The sequence below is a fragment of the Peptostreptococcus faecalis genome (genome assembly GCF_900240845.1).
GTDB lineage: Bacteria > Bacillota > Clostridia > Peptostreptococcales > Peptostreptococcaceae > Peptostreptococcus > Peptostreptococcus faecalis.
Window position 1 is genome coordinate 923,007 of record NZ_OERU01000001.1, and the last position, 18,576, is coordinate 941,582.

Below are 18,576 nucleotides of genomic sequence, written 5' to 3' on the forward strand. Positions count from 1 at the left end.
TAAATGGCAAAGTCTCTATTTTTTTCAGATTAAATCATTTAGAATATATTTTTCTTATAATTTATGTATAACTGTTGTATTTCTTCCATTCTCTTCTTTGCTTCTTTTTCTAAATCGGAAGCTTCTTTATCGTTTCCAATCTCTATGGCATTTTTAATCATGCCATATATTGAAAGTCCATTTAATGTATTTTTCATTAACTCATACTTTATCTGTTCTATTGAATCCCACATTACTTCATCTATTGCATCCATACTTTCACTTGTATGAGCCTTTTTAAAAGTTCTTAAAAGTCGTATGTTTCTATCTATTATTCTAGTTGATAGTTTTTTTCTCCACTTGCTTAAAGATCCCTCTCTATAAGAGTCTATAATAGCATCTGTAAAAACTCCACCTTCTGTTAATACCTTCACCTTGCTAGGATTTTTTTCAAAACCTAACATTGCTTCATAAACTGTTTCTGGCGGTTCTCCAAATCTATTATTTCTTTCTTCCAATGTGTAATAATCAAAAATGTTATTTTCATCTCTATAAGCTCTTCCTTTTTCAAGATAGAAGCCTTCATCTTCAGGATTTTTTGAAAGTTCCTTTTCTAAAACTTTTGTATCATATATTTCTAATTCGGATATAGATTTTATACCATCTAACATAGCTTGATAACAAGCTGCAATAATCAAGTATTTATTAGTACTAGGATTTGGTGATCTCAACTCAAATCTAAGTGCTTTTGGATTGTTTATGTCTCTTATTAAACCAACTAGTACAGACCTATTTCTTGAAGGCGTTTGGTAAGTATGCCCTAATGAAGTCACTGTACACACAGGAGCTTCAAATCCAGGTACGAGTCTGTTGAAACTATCATAAGTATTTGCAGCAATTGGGCAAAGTACATCATAATTTTTTAACATTCCCATAAGAGATGCGTATCCTATAGGACTTAGATAGTCAGACTTTAAATCTTTTGGAGCAAATAAGTTAGCTATTTTACCATTTTTTAATACTGCACTTACACCGACATGCGTATGTGCACCACTTCCAGCTACTCCGTTTATAGGCTTTGCTTTAAAACTTACCTCTAGACCATTTGATTCAAATATATCATGAACAAGGTCTCTAACCAACATTTCATTGTCAGCTGCTTGAAGTGGAGTACTGAATTTCCAAGAAATTTCTAGCTGTTCCATTACATGGCTTGTATCACCCTCCATATTAATAGAACTTCTTATTCCACCAACTTCCTTATGCGCCATCTCCGGTTCTACACCATATTTTTCTAATTCTATCATACACTTTTCTAGACAAGTTCTTATCAAACCATGCGTTCTTTTCCAATACTGTTCTTTTAGACTTTGAGATACAAATAGCTTTTCTAAGTCAGCTTTATCTTCTGGCGTATTTACCCAAAATTCTAATTCAGTTGCAACAGTAAGACCGATACTTTCAATGTCAGCTGCACTATCAATATTCGTGTTTTCTAATACGCGTGGATTTTTTTCTATTATTTCTTTTATTTTTTCTTTAAAATATGAATCTGCTCTTAGCAAAGTAGCTCTTGAGCATACCATTTTATCATCGTGTAACAAGAAAGCTGGAATTTTTAAAGTTCCAACAGGCTTACCTGTTTCTTCACAAATAAAATTATAGTTATAATCCACAAACCAAGTTGTATCTACATCAGGTTTTAAATCTACTTTCGCATTATTAAGCGTAGCGATATTATGTAATTCGACTGATGAACCATCAGTTTGAATAGAAGACTCTAAGAACGAATCTACATCTTCTAAAAATAAACTTACTGGAATTTTTTCATCGGTTGCATTTCCTCCTAGATCAACTCCCATAAGAGATACAAATTTTATATTTGTATTTTCTTTTAGTATTTCAGTTATCTTTTCTCTTGAATGAAATTCTTTTTTTATATAGTACAATAGGTTTGACATGTTTCCTCCTCATTCAAATACATGAATTATAAATCATTTTCCGTTTCAAATATTCGTCTTTTTTTGTTTTTTAATTATATACTATATGATTTATATTTTCAATATATTATGATAAAAAAAACAAATTTTTTATAAACTTTCTTTTAAAATAATAACTCTTAATTTGTAGTCAATTCAACTGGGCAGTGATCTGATCCCATAATATCTGAATGTATTTTCGCACCTTCTAGCATATTTTCCATGTCTTTTGTTGTGCAAAAATAGTCAATTCTCCACCCTGCATTGTTCTTTCTTGCATTAAATCTATATGACCACCAAGAGTATACCCCCTCTTTATCTGGATAAAAATATCTATATGTATCTATGAATCCGCTTTCTAGTAGTTCGGTAAATTTTTCTCTTTCTTCGTCTGTAAACCCAGCATTTTTTCTATTTGTTTTAGGATTCTTTAAGTCTATTTCTTTATGTGCCACATTTAAGTCTCCACATAGTACTACTGGTTTTTTGTTATTAAGTTCTAGAAGATATTCTCTAAAGTCATCCTCCCATTTCATTCTATATTCAAGTCTTTTTAACTCCGTCTGAGAATTTGGTGTGTAGACAACTACAAAATAAAAACCTTCATATTCACATGTAATTACTCTTCCCTCATTGTCATGTTCTTCAATATTAATTCCATATGTAACATTTAAAGGTTCTTTCTTAGAAAAAATAGCAGTTCCAGAATAGCCTTTCTTCTCAGCATAATTCCAATACTGATGATATCCTGGTAGATCTAACTCTACTTGACCTTCTTGACACTTTGTTTCTTGTATTGCAAAGATATCTGCATCAACTTCATTGAAAAAATCCATAAATCCTTTTTTTAATGCTGCCCTTATTCCATTTACATTCCATGATATATACTTCATTCTAAATATTTCATACCAACGTTATAGTACTTATAATACGCCTAAAAGAAACACCGTTGATATACTCCCTTCTCTTTTTATTAATTATTATTTATATATATTTATCTTTATTTAAATCTTAATTCGCTAGCCAAATTTTGTGGGTCTGTTCCACTAACATAAAAATCAGTACTTAATTCAAATCCACCAAAATTGTATTTTCTAGGTATTATATGAATATGTGTTCTATAAAATTCATCACTTTTATCTACTAGAGGTGTAGTGTGAATAATAGTATTAAAAGGTATTTCTCCTTGATTTTCTTTTATTTTTTTAAATAAATTTATATATATGTACGAAATTTCGCTGATTTCAGGATTATTCCAACTATCTATCTGTTTTTTTGATTTAGCTATTATTCTAACCTCTCCATTATATTTAGAAGCGTAAGGAACAAATACTAAAAAATATTCTCCATTGTAAATGACTCTATTTTCATTATCTATTTCTTCCTTTATTATATCTTCGTATAAGTTACTCCCTTTCTCTTTTTTATACTCTTTAGCAATATTCATTTCTACCTCTACTTCTGGTGGAATCATGCTTATTGACATAATTTGAGAATGCGGATGCGAAAGAGACGCCCCAGCGTTTTTCTTTGAGTTCTTAAATATATTTACATATTTTACTCCTTCTAAACTTGAAAGTTGCTTGCTCCTAGATTTAAATAACTTAAACACACTTTCAAACTCATCTATACTCATGTCAAAATAACTTCCCTCATGTCTATGTGTTTCGACAACTACTTCATGTTCTCCAAAAACATGCTTTGTAGACATATCAACTATAGGAAATTTATTTTTTACTGACTTTGCAATCCAACTACCGTCTTTATATATTGAGTCCATCAAATCCTCAGTCCCAACTTCATTCCCTCTACAAAAAGGACAAGTTTCACTGTATTTAATATTAGTATTTTCCAAATTTATGTTATCTATGTCAACTACATCATGAGGTCTTTCATTTCTAAAACTAGAATATATTACTAAATCACCGGTCATTAAGTCTTTTCTTACTTCTTTCATTTCATATTCTCCTATTTTTATTATTATTTCATATTAGTATATTTTACTACACAGTTTGAAATTAGTAAAACAATAAAGTTTTTTAACGTGTTTTTCTCTTATTTAGGCAATTAAATTAATCTCATATGAGAAAAGCTTGTTATTTTATAAACATATAAATAATTTTTGTTTATTATATTTGATTTTTCTTGAATTTATGGTAATATTGAAAGAGGAAAATGTAAAACGTTTTTATAGACTAAAATGTTTTCATGTTTTCTAATTTTAATAATAAATATAATATTAGTAACAATACAGGAGGTTTACTATGCAATTTTCTAACAGAGTTGGTTCAATGCAGGCTTCACCAGTAAGAAAGCTTGTTCCTTATGCTACTGCAGCAAAGAAAGAAGGAGTTAAAGTTTATCACTTAAATATAGGTCAGCCAGACATAAAGACTCCAGAAGGATTCTTAAACTCAATCAAAAACTTCAATGAAGATGTTTTAGAATATGCAGATTCAGTTGGTTCTACAGAATTAGTAGATGCAATGATCGAATATTACAAAGGATACAACATTGAATATAAGCCAGGAGAAATCCTTATCACAAATGGAGGTTCAGAAGCATTATTATTCGCTATGATGACGCTTTGCAACCCTGGTGACAACATATTAGTTCCAGAACCTTTCTACACAAACTACAATGGATTTGCTACTTCTGTAGATGTAGAAATTAATCCTATTACAACTCTTGCTGAAAACGGATTCCACCTTCCATCAAAAGAAGAAATCCTAAGCAAAATAAATGATAAAACTAAGGCTATACTTATTTCTAACCCAGGTAACCCAACTGGTGCTGTATACACTGAAGAAGAAATGAATGTATTAGCTGAGATCGCTATAGAAAAAGATCTATGGATAATATCAGATGAAGTTTACAGAGAATTCGTATATGATGGACTAAAGTATACAAGCTTTGGTAACCTTAAAAATGTTGAAGACAGAGTAATAATAGTAGACTCAGTTTCTAAGAGATATTCTGCTTGTGGAGCTAGAATAGGATCTTTAGCTTCTAAAAACACTGACTTTATCGCTGAAGTTCTTAAATTATGCCAAGGAAGACTTTGTGTTCCTACTCTAGAAATGGTTGGAGCTACAGAATTATACAAGACTCCTGTTTCATACTTAAAGGATGTTAACGAAGAATACAAGAAGAGAAGAGATGTTCTTTACTCTGAAATAATGAAGATACCTGGAGTTGTTTGTGAAAAACCTACAGGTGCATTCTACATAATGGTTAAGCTTCCTGTAGAAAATGCAGAAGACTTTGTAATCTTCATGTTAAACGAATTCAGACACAATGGTGCTACAACAATGGCTACACCAGCTGAAAACTTCTATGCTACTCCTGGACTAGGAAGAGATGAAGTTAGATTAGCTTACATTCTAAACGCTGAAGACCTTAAGGCTGCTGCAGAGTGTATGAAGTTAGGTCTTGAAGCTTACAAGGCTGCTGGACACAAATAAATCTTATATAAACATTCAGCCGGTCAATTATGACCGGCTTTTTATTTTTGTACTAATTAAATATACAATAGTTTATTTTTTTCTCAATGAGGTGTATTATAAAGCCTCAATTGATTTATTAAAAATAATGTGATAATATAAGAAGATAAAATTAACTAGGAGGTCTCATTTTGATAGAGTTATTAAAAGTAATATTCCTTGGTATAATCCAAGGTATAACTGAATGGCTACCAGTAAGTAGTACTGGTCACATGATATTAGTCAATGAATTTTTGCACTTAACAGGCTCTGATAGATTTATTGATACATTTCTTGTTGTCGTTCAACTAGGTTCGATATTAGCAGTAGTAGTGCTATTTTTTGGTAAACTAAATCCTTTTTCCACATACAAGAGCCCAAAAGCAAAGAAAGCAACTTGGGATTTATGGTTAAAAGTTGTAATTGCCGTATTCCCTTCAGGAATAATTGGTATTTTATTTGAAAAGCAAATTACAGAAACATTCTTTAATTCGTATGTTGTTGCTTCAACTTTGATTATATATGGTGTACTTTTAATCTGGTTAGAAAGCAGGAATAAAAAGCCTTCAATAGAAAAGTTTAGTCAGTTATCTTATAAAACTGCACTAATGATAGGTTTATTTCAAGTACTTGCCTTAATACCTGGTACCTCTAGATCAGGTTCAACTATAATAGGTGCAACTATATTAGGGACATCTAGATTTATTGCAGCTGAGTTTTCATTCTTCCTTGCGATCCCTACAATGTTAGGCGCAAGTGTATTAAAACTTTTTAAAGCAGGATTCGGCTTTAGCTTATTTGAATGGTTTTTAATTTTTGCAGGATCTTTAGTCGCCTTTATTGTATCATTTATAGTAATTAAATTCTTTATGAATTTTATTAAAAAACATGACTTTAAAATATTTGGTGTGTATAGAATAGCATTAGGTATAATTGTACTTCTATACTTTGCAATTGCTTAATGGCACGTTATGTATACTATTTAATTGCCTATCATACTTTTTAAATAAATTCCCTGCATACTGGGGATTTTCTTACTTAAAAAAACTGCATAGCTTAGCTATGCAGTTTAATATTTTTTATAAAAAATTGTTATTTTATAGACCTTCTTTTGAAGATTTTATCATTCTAATTATATCACTATGCTCTTCAGAATAAGATGTTATTATGCTTAGGTATTCTTCAGCTCTAGTCATAGCAGTATAAACTTTGTTTAAATCTCCAATAAAATCATTAACTTGATAATCTTGCTTTTCATCGATAACTTTTTGATTATACATCATTTCTAACTCACATATTATTACCGCTTTATACGATAAGGATTTTATTGAATATATATTCGATATTGTTAATCCCTGTTTTGGGGTAATATTTGTTAAGTCTTCATCTGCATAAATATAGTCTATTCCTGCACTTTCTAATGATTTTCTCAGCATATATTGGAAATATATTACCTTACCACTTTTTAGCCTCTTTTTATTGTAGGGGTAAACTATAGCAATATCTTCCAAGTTATATCCCAAATCATTAATAAGGTACTGTGCTTCCCATATTACAGAGTTAATTTGTTCATCTAAATCTTCTACATCAATAAAATTAACTTCTCTGTTCGCACTCCAAATCGGCTTAGTTTTCATAAAATAGTTAGGTCCAATTTCTTTTCTCATTTCATACAGATAGCTATTGCAATTTTCACAATAATTATTTATGAAGTTGGTTACTTCTGAACTCTGTCTGTAATTTTTTTCCAAAATTAATTCATCTTCATAGTCTAATATATTGTCTTCTTCATTGATTGCTTTTAAGTCATTATTTATGTTATAAGGTTTGCAAATACTTATATTAAATATATTCTTAGTATTATATAAAAATTCATGTATAAGTTTTATTTCATTTTGACTGAAGTTTTCACCTTCATCAATAAATATTCCTTTAAACATTTTTTTATTTTTAACTGCATTATCTATTTGCTTCATAATATTCAAAAAACTTTTATCATAATCTTTTTTTAGAAAATTATAATCTATAACTAATTTATTAGCTTTTGCTACCTTAAATATAAACGAGCTAAATGAATGTATCTCAATATTTTTTGAATCTACGTTTAATAAATCTATCTTTTCTTTAATTTTATTAGCTTGTTGTTTTGTGAAAGTAAGTATTAAAAACTTGTGATGAGGATATATCTTTGATAGTTTTACCACTCTTCCAACTAATAATGCACTTTTTCCTGTACCTGATCCACCTGTAACTAAGTGATTTCCATAATTAACAGAAGCTATATCTACAATCTGTCCCCTGTCTTTCATTACAAGTTTATATGAGATTTTCTTATCATGAAATGAAATTTTTCTAATTTTTTCATTCAAATTCACACTCTTTGTTGTCGTGAAATATTCTGAACATGCTTTTAGTAAAAACATGGTCAATTTTATCTCATCATTTTTTTCTTTAAGATATTTAAAAACAATATTTTTATCTTTAAATAAGTTTCTAGCATTCTCACCACAAACAATATTATTTTCTATAAAGTCTTTCATCTCATAGTATTCGCTAATTTGATTTATATATGGCATAACAAATATATAGTTAAAGTTTATTTCGGGGAAGCTTTTATTCATTTCTTCGCATAATGCATCATGCTCTTCTTTCATTATTTCAATTATTTCTTCATCTAAAAAAGAAAATAACTCTTCTGTAGTATCCATATACTTTAAAAATAAAATTGAATCATCTTTAATATATAACATGTCTGTATTTATACCTTTAAATGGAATCACTTTCGGCAATACAAACCCTTTTTCATCAAGATCTTTGTATATGTCAAATTCTATTTTTTTTAATTTTAGAGCATCAAGATTCGAAGTAATATCTGTAAATTTTTTCAAGATCACCCCTCCTATCTTCTCAATTATATCACATTTATTAAATTACATTCAATATTTTGAAATCTTTAATTATTCTATAATTTCATCGTTTAATTATTCTATAACTTGTAATCCTTTTGCTATTTGCATATTTTTTAATTATGCACTTCTTTAGCTTTTTTAATTCAATATTTTTTTAAAATTTATATTATTTTTATTAAAAACATCGTTTATTTCAATAAAAAAAGAACCGTTTCCGGTTCTTTTTTTGTCCTAAATTTTTATTTTGCATAGTCAGTAGCTCTAGTTTCTCTGATTATACTTACTTTAATCTGACCTGGATAATCTAGTTCATCTTCTATTCTCTTAGTCATGTCCCTAGCCAATAAATGCATTTCTTCATCATTTACAGACTCTGGTTTAACCATTATTCTAACTTCTCTACCTGCTTGAATAGCAAATGACTTTTCTACACCGTCATATGAATTTGTTATTTCTTCTAGCTTTTCAAGTCTCTTAATATAAGCTTCTAAAGTTTCTCTTCTAGCACCTGGTCTTGCTGCTGAAATTGCATCTGCAGCAGTTACAAGTACAGCTTCAACTGTTTGAGGTTCATAGTCTCCATGATGAGTACTCATAGCATGAATAACATCTTTTGATTCTTTGTATTTCTTAAGTAAATCCATACCAATTTCTACATGTGTACCCTCAATTTCATGGTCTACTGCTTTACCTATATCATGAACTAAACCAGCTCTCTTAGCAAGTTTCACATCTGCGCCAATTTCTTCAGCCATTATTCCTGCTAATATTGATACTTCTACGGAGTGATTTAATACATTTTGGCCATAACTAGTTCTATACTTTAATCTACCTAAAAGTTTTACTAATTCTGGATGAAGTCCGTGAACACCAGTATCAAACATAGCTTGTTCTCCAGCTTCTTTTATAATGTTTTGAACTTCTTTTTTAGCCTTTTCAACCATCTCTTCAATTCTAGCTGGATGTATTCTTCCATCGACAATAAGATTCTCTAAAGCTATTCTAGCCACTTCTCTTCTTATTGGATCAAATCCTGATAAAATTACAGCTTCTGGAGTATCATCAATTATTAAATCAATTCCAGTAAGAGTTTCTAAAGCCCTAATATTACGGCCTTCTCTTCCTATTATTCTTCCCTTCATTTCGTCGTTTGGAAGACTAACAACCGATACAGTAGTTTCTGCTACGTGATCAGCTGAACACTTCTGAATAGCATAGCCGATAATCTCTCTAGCTCTTTTATCAGCTTCCTCTTTGGCCTGGAGTTCCTTTTCCTTAATCATCAAAGACATTTCTCTTCTTACGTCTCTTTCTGCATTGGAAAAAATTATATCCTTAGCTTCATCAGTAGTAAAACCAGAAATATTTTCTAATTTTTGAAGTTGTTGAGTTTTTATCTCTTCAACCTCTTCTTCTTTTTTGCTTACTATTTCCGTCTTTTTCTGTAAGTTAACTTCTTTTTGCTCTAAAGATTGCATTTTTCTATCTAGAGATTCTTCTTTTTGAAGAACTCTTTTTTCATATTTTAGTACTTCATTTCTTCTTTCCTTGTTTTCATTTTCTCCTTCAGTACGTAATCTATGAATTTCTTCTTTAGCTTCTAGAAGTTTTTCTTTCTTGACAGTTTCTGAGTCTCTATTGGCTTTTTCGACTATTTCCTTAGCCAAGTTTTCTGCTTGTCCAATCTTTGCCTCAGAGATGTTTCTTCTTGTAACATAACCTATTAGTAGTCCTATTAATATCGCAAGTACTGCGGTAATTATAATTTGTAATATAATTATGTCCACCTCCTTTTTTATTTTGTTTTCAAAGTTCTTATTTCTCTTTTAATAATACCATTCCAAAAAAAAATAGCATGGTATTTAAGCTATTATTAAAAAGTCATAAATATTTGTTAGGATAGTAATCCTACTTATCATTTTATAATTTTTTATATATTATGTCAATTGTCTAATTTCCAATATATTACAAAATGCATTGTATATCAATATCTAGAGTAAAATAAATTATTTTATATTTTTAAAATATAGCAGGAAAATATATTTCTATTTCTTTTATTATTTTTTGTTTTAATTTATATTTATTTTTTTAAAATTTAATCGGTACTTATAAGCATAAAAAAAAGAACCTTTTTATTATATACAAAGGCTCTTTTTATAAATATCTAATCTTCTATCTTAGTTTCAACCTTTTCAGTTGCAGTTTCATCAAAATCTAATCCATAATATTCTCTAACTTTAGCTTCTATTTCTCTAGAGATATCTTCATTTTCTTCTAAAAATTGTTTTGAATTTTCTCTTCCTTGCCCCATCTTTTCTTCATTATAACTATACCATGCACCAGATTTTTTTACTACATCAATTCCAGCTGCAGTATCAAGTAAATCTCCCATTCTCGAAATACCTGTTCCATACATAATATCAAATTCTATTTGTTTAAAAGGAGGTGCAACCTTATTTTTTACAACCTTAACTCTAGTTCTACTACCTAGTATTTTATCACCTTGTTTTATAGTATCTACTTTTCTTACCTCTAATCTCATAGAAGAGAAGAATTTAAGTGCTCTACCACCTGTAGTAACTTCCGGATTTCCAAAGACAATTCCTACTTTTTCTCTCAGCTGATTTATAAAAATAACTACGCAATTCGATTTTTTAATTGATCCAGTAAGTTTTCTAAGAGCTTGCGACATTAATCTAGCTTGTAAACCTATATGTGAATCTCCCATATCACCTTCAATTTCCGCTTTTGGAACCAAAGCTGCAACGGAATCGACTACCAATATGTCTATTGCACCTGATCTTATAAGTGATTCTGCTATATCTAGAGCTTGTTCTCCAGTATCTGGCTGAGATATTATTAAGTTATCTATATCAACACCTAACGCTCTTGCATACACAGGATCCAATGCGTGTTCCGCATCTATAAACGCAGCTATTCCATCTCTTTTTTGAGCCTCTGCGATACAGTGAAGAGCAACAGTTGTTTTACCTGAAGATTCCGGACCATATACTTCTATTATTCTTCCTCTAGGTAATCCACCTACACCTAATGCAACATCTAGACCAATAGATCCTGTCGATATTGAATCTATCTCTAGTGCAGTACTTTCTCCAAGCTTCATTACAGAACCTTTTCCGTATTCTTTTTCAATTTTTCCTAAGGCTTCATTTAAAGCCGCCATTTTATTCTTATCTATTGTCATTTTTTATCCCTTCCCTATATTAAACATGCGTTCTTTATATAGATATTATACAACCTAAAGTATAAAACGTCAAGAACAGTTGTTCTTTTTTTGTAAATTCTTATGTTTCTATTTTATAGACTAAAGTACTTATATCTAAACTACATATCTTTAAATAAATCTTTATTTTGAGAAAAGTATTCATATCCTGAGTATATAGTCAGTACTACAGCTATATATATAAGCACATTACCTGCTGTAAGTACAATGCCTCCTCCTATGTGCGATCCTAACATTAAGAAAATAATCGCAAACATCTGTACAATAGTTTTTATTTTTCCACTATTCCCGGCTGATATTACGTTCCCATCAGCTGCAGCAATGGCCCTCATAATACTTACTCCCAATTCTCTAGCTACTATTATTATTACAACCCAATCAGCTACTATATTCGCTTGCACCATGCATACAAGCGCCGCTATAACTAATATCTTGTCAGCCAATGGATCCATAAATTTCCCAAAATCAGTTATAAGATCGTATTTTCTAGCTAGATATCCGTCTAGAGCATCTGTCACAGAAGCTAAGATAAATATTATCAAAGATATTAAGTACTTACCTCCTATCGGTAAATTCATTGCTATTACAAGCAAAGGAACCATACATATTCTAAAAACTGTAAGTTTATTAGGTAAATTCATATATTTCTCCTCCCTAAATACATTATTTAAAAGTATTAATTTTATAATTTCATATATATATTATACTACATAAGTTTTCTTTTATATCAATCAATTTAAAATATCAAATCTTTTTATTTTTATATTGAGTTTTTGTAATATATTTAAGCGATTAATTTAACATTTTTATATGTATAAATAATTTATAAAAGAATTAAATTAATTATTCCAATTCAACATATGAATAAAAAAGCTCACGAGTTTTACCCGTGAGCTTTTTATATTTATTCTAGTTCTTTTAATTCTTCTTCAGATATCAAAACTTTTCTTGGTTTACTTCCTTCGCTTGGTCCAACAATACCTCTTTCATACATATCGTCAATAAGTCTAGCGGCTCTATTAAAGCCTATTTTAAACTTTCTTTGAAGCATTGAAGCAGATGCTTGTCCATTAGAAACTACAAATTCTATTGCATCCGATAATATTTCATCAGTTTCATCATCTTTTTCAGTTCTAATTTTACCTATAGATTCTTCTATATTATTAGCATATAAATTAGTACCACCTTCTTCTCTTACGTAATCTATGATCTTTTCAGATTCATCTTCAGAAATAAAGGCACCTTGTAATCTTACTGGTTTTGCCGCTCCTAAAGGATAAAATAACATATCTCCTTTTCCTAGAAGTTTTTCAGCTCCACCCATGTCTATAATAGTTCTTGAATCTGTTTGTGATGATACAGCAAAGGCTATTCTAGAAGGTATATTAGCTTTTATTACACCGGTAATTACATCTACAGATGGTCTTTGAGTAGCTACTATTAAATGCATACCAGCTGCTCTAGCCATTTGAGCGAGCCTTCCAATATAGTCTTCTACTTCATTTGCACTTACCATCATCAAATCAGCTAACTCATCAATTATTATTACAATTTTAGGAAGTGGATTATCTGATTTTTCATTATAACTAGTCACATCTTTTACTTGCATGTCTGCAAAAAGTTTGTACCTTCTATTCATTTCAGTGACAGCCCATGCAAGTGCATTTGCTGCTTTCTTAGGATCTGTTACAACTGGTACTAACAAATGAGGTATACCATTGTAATTAGAAAGTTCAACAACCTTCGGGTCTATCAGCATTAATTTAACTTCATCTGGTTTTGCTTTATATAGGATACTCGTTATAAGAGTATTAACACAAACTGATTTACCTGATCCAGTAGAACCTGCAATAAGTAAGTGTGGCATTTTTGATATGTCGCCTATAATTATTTTTCCAGAAACATCTTTTCCTAATCCCATAGCTAAAGGAGATTTAAACGAAAGAAACTCTTTGCTTTCTATTATTTCTCTAATACTTACCATTTGAGATTCATAGTTTGGAACTTCAATACCAATTGCACTTTTCCCAGGTATTGGGGCTTCCATTCTTATGCTTTTTGCAGCCAAGCTAAGAGCTATATCATCTGTTAGATTTACTATCTTACTTACTTTCACTCCAGGTTTCGGTTGAATTTCATAACGTGTAATAGTAGGTCCTACAGTTACTTGATTTATAGATGCGTCTACTCCAAAATCTCTAAGTGTTTGCTCTAATTGTTTCGCATTTTCTAATACTTTTTGCTTTGACCTTTTATCATTTTTATTAACTATTTTATTTAATAATGTTGGAGATGGTTTCTTATAATTTGCAAATTTTATATGCTCATTTTCTCTAAATGCCTCACTCTCATCCAAGGAGATAAAATTCCCATTTTCTGAAGACACTCCAATATTATTTTTTTTATTAACTTTTGTAGAATCCAATGATTTTTCTGCTGGCTTATATGACTCTTCAAAATTTGGAAATGATTGTTTTTCATTTATATCTTCTTCTAGATTATTAACATCTTCTTCTGATACTAAACCATTAATAACCGGTTCTTCATTTTGAAGCTTCTGAAGTACTTCTAAATCTGAAAGGCTCTGAGTACCCTCTAATATTTCCAAATAATCATCATCAGCTTTATTGAATCCAACTATTTTTATGGTCTTATCTCCATCATCTTCTTCATATCCAACTTCTTCTTTATCTTTTGAGAATTTATCTTTTATCTTTTCAAAAAATCCTGTTTTATTGATAATTGTAGTATCATCCGTATAATCATCATTTTCTTTCTTCTTAAAAAATTTGAATTTAGAAAGAATATTTGCTTTTCCTTCTTTTGGTTTTTTTATCAGATTTATCAAATCTCCAATTGACACATCAAAAATGCTAAGCATAGATATTATCGTTGCAAAAATTGTTATCAACCATGCTCCTACAAGTCCAAATACATGTGTAAAATAATAAGTAATTACTGAAGGTATCAATCCCATACCCTCTCTTGTTACTCCCATTTTTATCGTATCTTGTAGAACTATTGTACTTGTCGGGCTTTCTGTCGGTATTTGGGCATAATTAATAAGTCCATAATATATAACCAAAAGTAATATTAAAAAGTAAAATAATTTAGTTTTTCTTATTTTATCTATTTTTTTGTTACCATCAATTAATCCTAAAAATCCAACTATAATCATTGAAATCGGAGCCAAAATTGCCAAACCTCCAAGAGTTCCTTTAAATATAGTTTTTATTATTTTAGGTAATAAAGCTGGTGAACTAGACATAAGTCCGTATATAAAAAACATACCCAAAAATATTATTATTAAGTTATGATACTCTTTATTTATTCTTATTCCCTTTTTTTCTACATTTTTAGGTTTTCTGTTTCTTGCTCCAGATGGTTTTTTAGCACCTGGACGTCTGCTTTGCTGTTGCCTATTTGGGCTTCTAGTAGACATCTTATCACCTCGTATTCATTATTTCATTAGCAGATTTTCCTGTTATCCCTACTGCCATAGGACCTTTAAATATACTATCCATTATGTTTTTCATATAGTCTAAATCTATACTATCTATCATTTTTATTATTTCATCATTTTCCATAAACTTAGCTTTTCTAATTTCACTTTCGCCTATAAATTGCAATCTATCTTCTGTATCTTCAAGCTCCATATATATTGAGCCCTTGTATTTTTCTTTTGCAAATGAAAGTTCCTCTTTTGAAACATAGTTATTTTTCAAATCATCAATCTCATTCATTATCAAGTCATATACTTCTTTTAAATTTTCCGGTGCAACAGTTGAATATATCCCAAATTCTGCATCATCAAAATAATATGTTTCATCTGCATAAATATTATATGTCAACCCCTGTTTTTCTCTTATATTTTGAAATAATCTAGAGCTTGAAGATCCTCCCACTATATCTGCCAAAAGTTTTACTGCATAAAAGTCTTTCTTATTCTCGTCATTAGGTGCTTTAAATAAAATAGCTATATTAGACTGTTCATCATTTTTGTTTTCAATATATTTAACGGATAAAAATTCTTGATTTTCACGCGTTGTTTTTATATCATTGCTTTTCCAGCTTGAAAATTTTTCTTCTATTTTTTTTACCATTTCTTCGAATTCAAAATTACCACACACTACTATTACGGCGTTATTAGCTACATAATGTGTATCAAAGAAAGAGGTAAGCTTTTCTCTAGTAATTGCCTTAATGTTATCTTCTGACCCTAATATTTTCTTTCCTACACCTTTGTTATTATATACTCTTTTTGTCAACTCTTCATATAAGTAATCTTCAGAAGAATCTTTATACATTCTTAACTCATCAAGAATAACCGTTTTTTCTTTTTCAATTTCTTTTTTATCAAATAAAGAATTCTTCATTATATCAGACAGTACGTCAATACCTGTATCAATATGATTCGAAGGCATTTTCACATAATAACAGGTGTCATCATGCGTTGTATACGCTTCTATCCATCCACCATAATTTTCTATAGATTCTGCTATTTCAATAGCACTTCTATTTTTTGTTCCTTTGAATAACATATGTTCAATAAAATGAGACACACCTGATTGCTCTTCAGATTCAAATCTAGAGCCTACATCTATCCAAATCCCTAGTGAGATTGACCTCACATATGGAAGTTCCTCTCCAACTATCCTAAGACCATTTTTTAAAGTTTTATACTTTACCACTATTTTCACCTCTCTAGCACATGTAGTGCTAATTCCTAACACACCTTGCTAATTATAACATATTTTACTATAATTATCTTAATTTTAGCTGATAAAAAGCCTTCTATTTAAAATGCCTATTTCTTAAAATAAGTAAAGAGCTAAGTCGTTAATGTTTAGCTCTTTACTCATAACTGTTTAAATATAATAGCTTTATCATATTATAATTATTTTATCATATTTTAAGTTAGCAATATATCAATTATTTTAGCTTCTGAAAATCCTTAGCTGAATATACACATTCTAAAAAAATCTTATATCTTGTTGTTTTTAGATTAACATCACTTATTTCCGTTTTAAATTTATTCACTTTTTTACCATCCATATAAGCCGTTCCATATTGATGAATCATCATAGGTCTACTTTTTTCATCCACACCTAAATACATCATCACATGACCTTCCATATATAAAGCCGTACCCGGTCTTTGATTTATAAGAAGATTTTCCTTTTCTTTTTGACTTCTTGCTTTTGAAAAATCAATTCCCTTTCCTACTATATCATTAGGCTGGGCAGATGTATCCCTGGCCATCACCAAACCAAAACTCCTATATACATCTCTTATAAATCCAGAACAATCCCTCGTGTTATTACTATGCCCCCATCCATATTTTTCTCCTTGAAATTTAAGAGCTTGAGAAATTATATTTTTCTGGGTAAACTCCATATATCCTCTAACTGCCTTTGACTTATGAATTTTTATTTCTTTCGTATTATATTTAGAGCCTGACACTGGTATTTGCGCTATAAAATATTCCCCTTCTTCTTTTATAATAGGCAAGTATGTTCCCATATCAATGGTGTATCCATCATCTAATTTAATTTGCTTATCAATAAATGTTATAAACTCTCCTTCTTTGATCTCATCTATTTTTTTCTGTTCGACTTTCATTATTGAAGAGGTTGGTATCCACCCCTTATAATCGATTGAATATACGTAAGCCCATGTTTTATCCTTGTTGTATTCTATTATTGATATTTCATCCCAAGGAAAAAGACCTGTGAGTGCTGAATAGTCGTTAAATGTTGATGGATCCTTGCTTGTATTTTTATCTGGAGATTTTTTCATTACTACTCTTTTTGATATTACACCCTTTTCAATTCCTATATTTCTAAGATTATTTAGATAATTGGATTCTTTTATATTATATTTATTAATTTCATTTATTTCATTTTCATTTAAAATAATTTCATCACTATATTTATTATAAAAATCCCAATATTGCATTGTAGTTCTATCTGTTGGTTTTACCTCTACTTTATCCTCTGAAGTATTTTCATTGCCACTTCCTACAATATTATCCGGGACTTTGTTTTTACCACCTATTAAAGTTACTAAATCACCATATTGTTTTTTTATATATTCAGATATGTAATTATTATTCGATTTTTCATCGATTAATAAAATATTAGAATCCTTTTTATATGCAAGAGGTCCTGCAGAAAGTGCATCTACAAGATTTCTTCCATTCACTATAAATACCGATTTTTTATTAGATGTTTTTGCTATTTCCAAAGCGGTTTTATATCTATCTTCTCCGCTAATCCTTTGCTTTGCACCTAAAGAATTATATATTTTTTCACTAATCGAGTTTACACCACCAAATACTACTTTATCCTTGTCAGAATTTTCATTTAAAAAATCTAAATTCGGATTTTTCTTATCAACTAATACTATCGGAACATCATTTCCGCAATATGGCGATGCACTGACAGTATCTGCCTCATTGCTTGTGACTGCTATTTTTTCTACTTGATTGATTCTAATTATTTCCCATGCTATTTTTTCAGATGTTTCATACCTATCTCGACCCTGTATCCTGACAACATTGTATCCCTTGTTAGTTATTTCGTTTTCTAAATCATGAGATATACTATTTTCTCCACCTAGAATGTATATTATATTAGGCTTTACTCTATTTATCTCATTATCAACTGTCTTCGGTAGTTGATTTTTCTTAGATAGTAGTATTCTTCCTTCAGTTGAATTAGCCAATATACTTCCTGAAAGAGCATCAACATAGGAATCTCCATTCGCTATCACTATGCTCCCATTTTCAATATCAATTTGCTTAGATATTTCGACTGAGGTATCATATCTATCAACTCCTGCTACTCTATTGCTTATTGCATCTGCATTTACGCTAGTTAATACAGCTATAAAAGAAGATATTATAGTTATATATCTTACTTTTGATAATATCTTGTTGTTATTTAAATTTAATTTACTCATGCAACCTCCTTGTGTACTCA

The 18,576-nt window shown here is 29.8% G+C and carries 12 protein-coding genes; 2 read left to right on the plus strand and 10 right to left on the minus strand.

All coding sequences use genetic code 11. The features are described 5' to 3' along the window. Nucleotides 1-38: 38 nt before the first annotated feature. The 3 genes from C0982_RS04270 to C0982_RS04280 all read right to left on the minus strand — a co-directional run bounded on the left by C0982_RS04270 (nucleotide 39) and on the right by C0982_RS04280 (nucleotide 3,915). On the minus strand, nucleotides 39-1,940 hold the full coding sequence (locus C0982_RS04270; protein WP_101772978.1) for a type I glutamate--ammonia ligase: 1,902 nt from the start codon (nucleotides 1,938-1,940) through the stop codon (nucleotides 39-41). A gap of 158 nt (nucleotides 1,941-2,098) precedes the next feature. Then, nucleotides 2,099-2,851 carry an exodeoxyribonuclease III gene (locus C0982_RS04275; protein WP_101772979.1) on the minus strand — a complete coding sequence of 251 codons (753 nt, stop codon included), beginning with the start codon at nucleotides 2,849-2,851 and terminating at the stop codon, nucleotides 2,099-2,101. Between the two features lie 107 nt (nucleotides 2,852-2,958). Continuing rightward, entirely contained in the window at nucleotides 2,959-3,915 is a 957-nt protein-coding gene (locus C0982_RS04280; protein WP_101772980.1) for a galactose-1-phosphate uridylyltransferase, read from the minus strand. A 307-nt stretch (nucleotides 3,916-4,222) separates the two neighbouring features. Here C0982_RS04280 and C0982_RS04285 point away from each other — a divergent pair, with 307 nt between their 5' ends. Both C0982_RS04285 and C0982_RS04290 read left to right on the plus strand, forming a co-directional pair. Beyond that, nucleotides 4,223-5,422 (plus strand): pyridoxal phosphate-dependent aminotransferase, encoded by a 1,200-nt coding sequence (locus C0982_RS04285; RefSeq protein ID WP_101772981.1) that lies wholly within the window; start codon nucleotides 4,223-4,225, stop codon nucleotides 5,420-5,422. Between the two features lie 173 nt (nucleotides 5,423-5,595). After that, nucleotides 5,596-6,402: an undecaprenyl-diphosphate phosphatase gene (locus C0982_RS04290; RefSeq protein ID WP_408633994.1), complete on the plus strand. Its 807-nt coding sequence runs from the start codon at nucleotides 5,596-5,598 to the stop codon at nucleotides 6,400-6,402. A 135-nt stretch (nucleotides 6,403-6,537) separates the two neighbouring features. Here C0982_RS04290 and C0982_RS04295 read toward each other — a convergent pair whose 3' ends face one another. The 7 genes from C0982_RS04295 to C0982_RS04325 all read right to left on the minus strand — a co-directional run bounded on the left by C0982_RS04295 (nucleotide 6,538) and on the right by C0982_RS04325 (nucleotide 18,556). Beyond that, nucleotides 6,538-8,334: a UvrD-helicase domain-containing protein gene (locus tag C0982_RS04295; RefSeq protein ID WP_242961492.1), complete on the minus strand. Its 1,797-nt coding sequence runs from the start codon at nucleotides 8,332-8,334 to the stop codon at nucleotides 6,538-6,540. 254 nt (nucleotides 8,335-8,588) lie between these two features. Then, nucleotides 8,589-10,130, minus strand: coding sequence for a ribonuclease Y (gene rny, locus C0982_RS04300; protein WP_180946874.1), 1,542 nt, complete (start codon nucleotides 10,128-10,130; stop codon nucleotides 8,589-8,591). A 383-nt stretch (nucleotides 10,131-10,513) separates the two neighbouring features. Next, a complete protein-coding gene (recA, locus tag C0982_RS04305) occupies nucleotides 10,514-11,554 on the minus strand; it encodes a recombinase RecA (protein ID WP_101772985.1) in 1,041 nt (346 codons plus the stop codon). 140 nt (nucleotides 11,555-11,694) lie between these two features. Continuing rightward, nucleotides 11,695-12,234, minus strand: coding sequence for a CDP-diacylglycerol--glycerol-3-phosphate 3-phosphatidyltransferase (gene pgsA / locus C0982_RS04310; protein WP_101772986.1), 540 nt, complete (start codon nucleotides 12,232-12,234; stop codon nucleotides 11,695-11,697). A 263-nt stretch (nucleotides 12,235-12,497) separates the two neighbouring features. Continuing rightward, nucleotides 12,498-15,035, minus strand: coding sequence for a DNA translocase FtsK (locus C0982_RS04315; RefSeq protein WP_101772987.1), 2,538 nt, complete (start codon nucleotides 15,033-15,035; stop codon nucleotides 12,498-12,500). Nucleotides 15,036-15,039: 4 nt separating this feature from the next. Next, on the minus strand, nucleotides 15,040-16,284 hold the full coding sequence (locus tag C0982_RS04320) for a M16 family metallopeptidase (RefSeq protein ID WP_101772988.1): 1,245 nt from the start codon (nucleotides 16,282-16,284) through the stop codon (nucleotides 15,040-15,042). 241 nt (nucleotides 16,285-16,525) lie between these two features. Beyond that, nucleotides 16,526-18,556, minus strand: a complete 2,031-nt coding sequence (locus tag C0982_RS04325) for a cell wall-binding repeat-containing protein (RefSeq protein ID WP_101772989.1) — start codon at nucleotides 18,554-18,556, stop codon at nucleotides 16,526-16,528. Nucleotides 18,557-18,576: the final 20 nt, after the last annotated feature.

What these genes read in the sequence shown, in the direction of transcription:
- C0982_RS04270 (WP_101772978.1), bottom strand. Translation starts at nt 1,940, where the DNA reads ATGTCAAACCTATTGTACTATATAAAAAAAGAATTTCATTCAAGAGAA.
- C0982_RS04275 (WP_101772979.1), bottom strand. Translation starts at nt 2,851, where the DNA reads ATGAAGTATATATCATGGAATGTAAATGGAATAAGGGCAGCATTAAAA.
- C0982_RS04280 (WP_101772980.1), bottom strand. Translation starts at nt 3,915, where the DNA reads ATGAAAGAAGTAAGAAAAGACTTAATGACCGGTGATTTAGTAATATAT.
- C0982_RS04285 (WP_101772981.1), top strand. Translation starts at nt 4,223, where the DNA reads ATGCAATTTTCTAACAGAGTTGGTTCAATGCAGGCTTCACCAGTAAGA.
- recA (WP_101772985.1), bottom strand. Translation starts at nt 11,554, where the DNA reads ATGACAATAGATAAGAATAAAATGGCGGCTTTAAATGAAGCCTTAGGA.
- pgsA (WP_101772986.1), bottom strand. Translation starts at nt 12,234, where the DNA reads ATGAATTTACCTAATAAACTTACAGTTTTTAGAATATGTATGGTTCCT.
- C0982_RS04315 (WP_101772987.1), bottom strand. Translation starts at nt 15,035, where the DNA reads ATGTCTACTAGAAGCCCAAATAGGCAACAGCAAAGCAGACGTCCAGGT.
- C0982_RS04325 (WP_101772989.1), bottom strand. Translation starts at nt 18,556, where the DNA reads ATGAGTAAATTAAATTTAAATAACAACAAGATATTATCAAAAGTAAGA.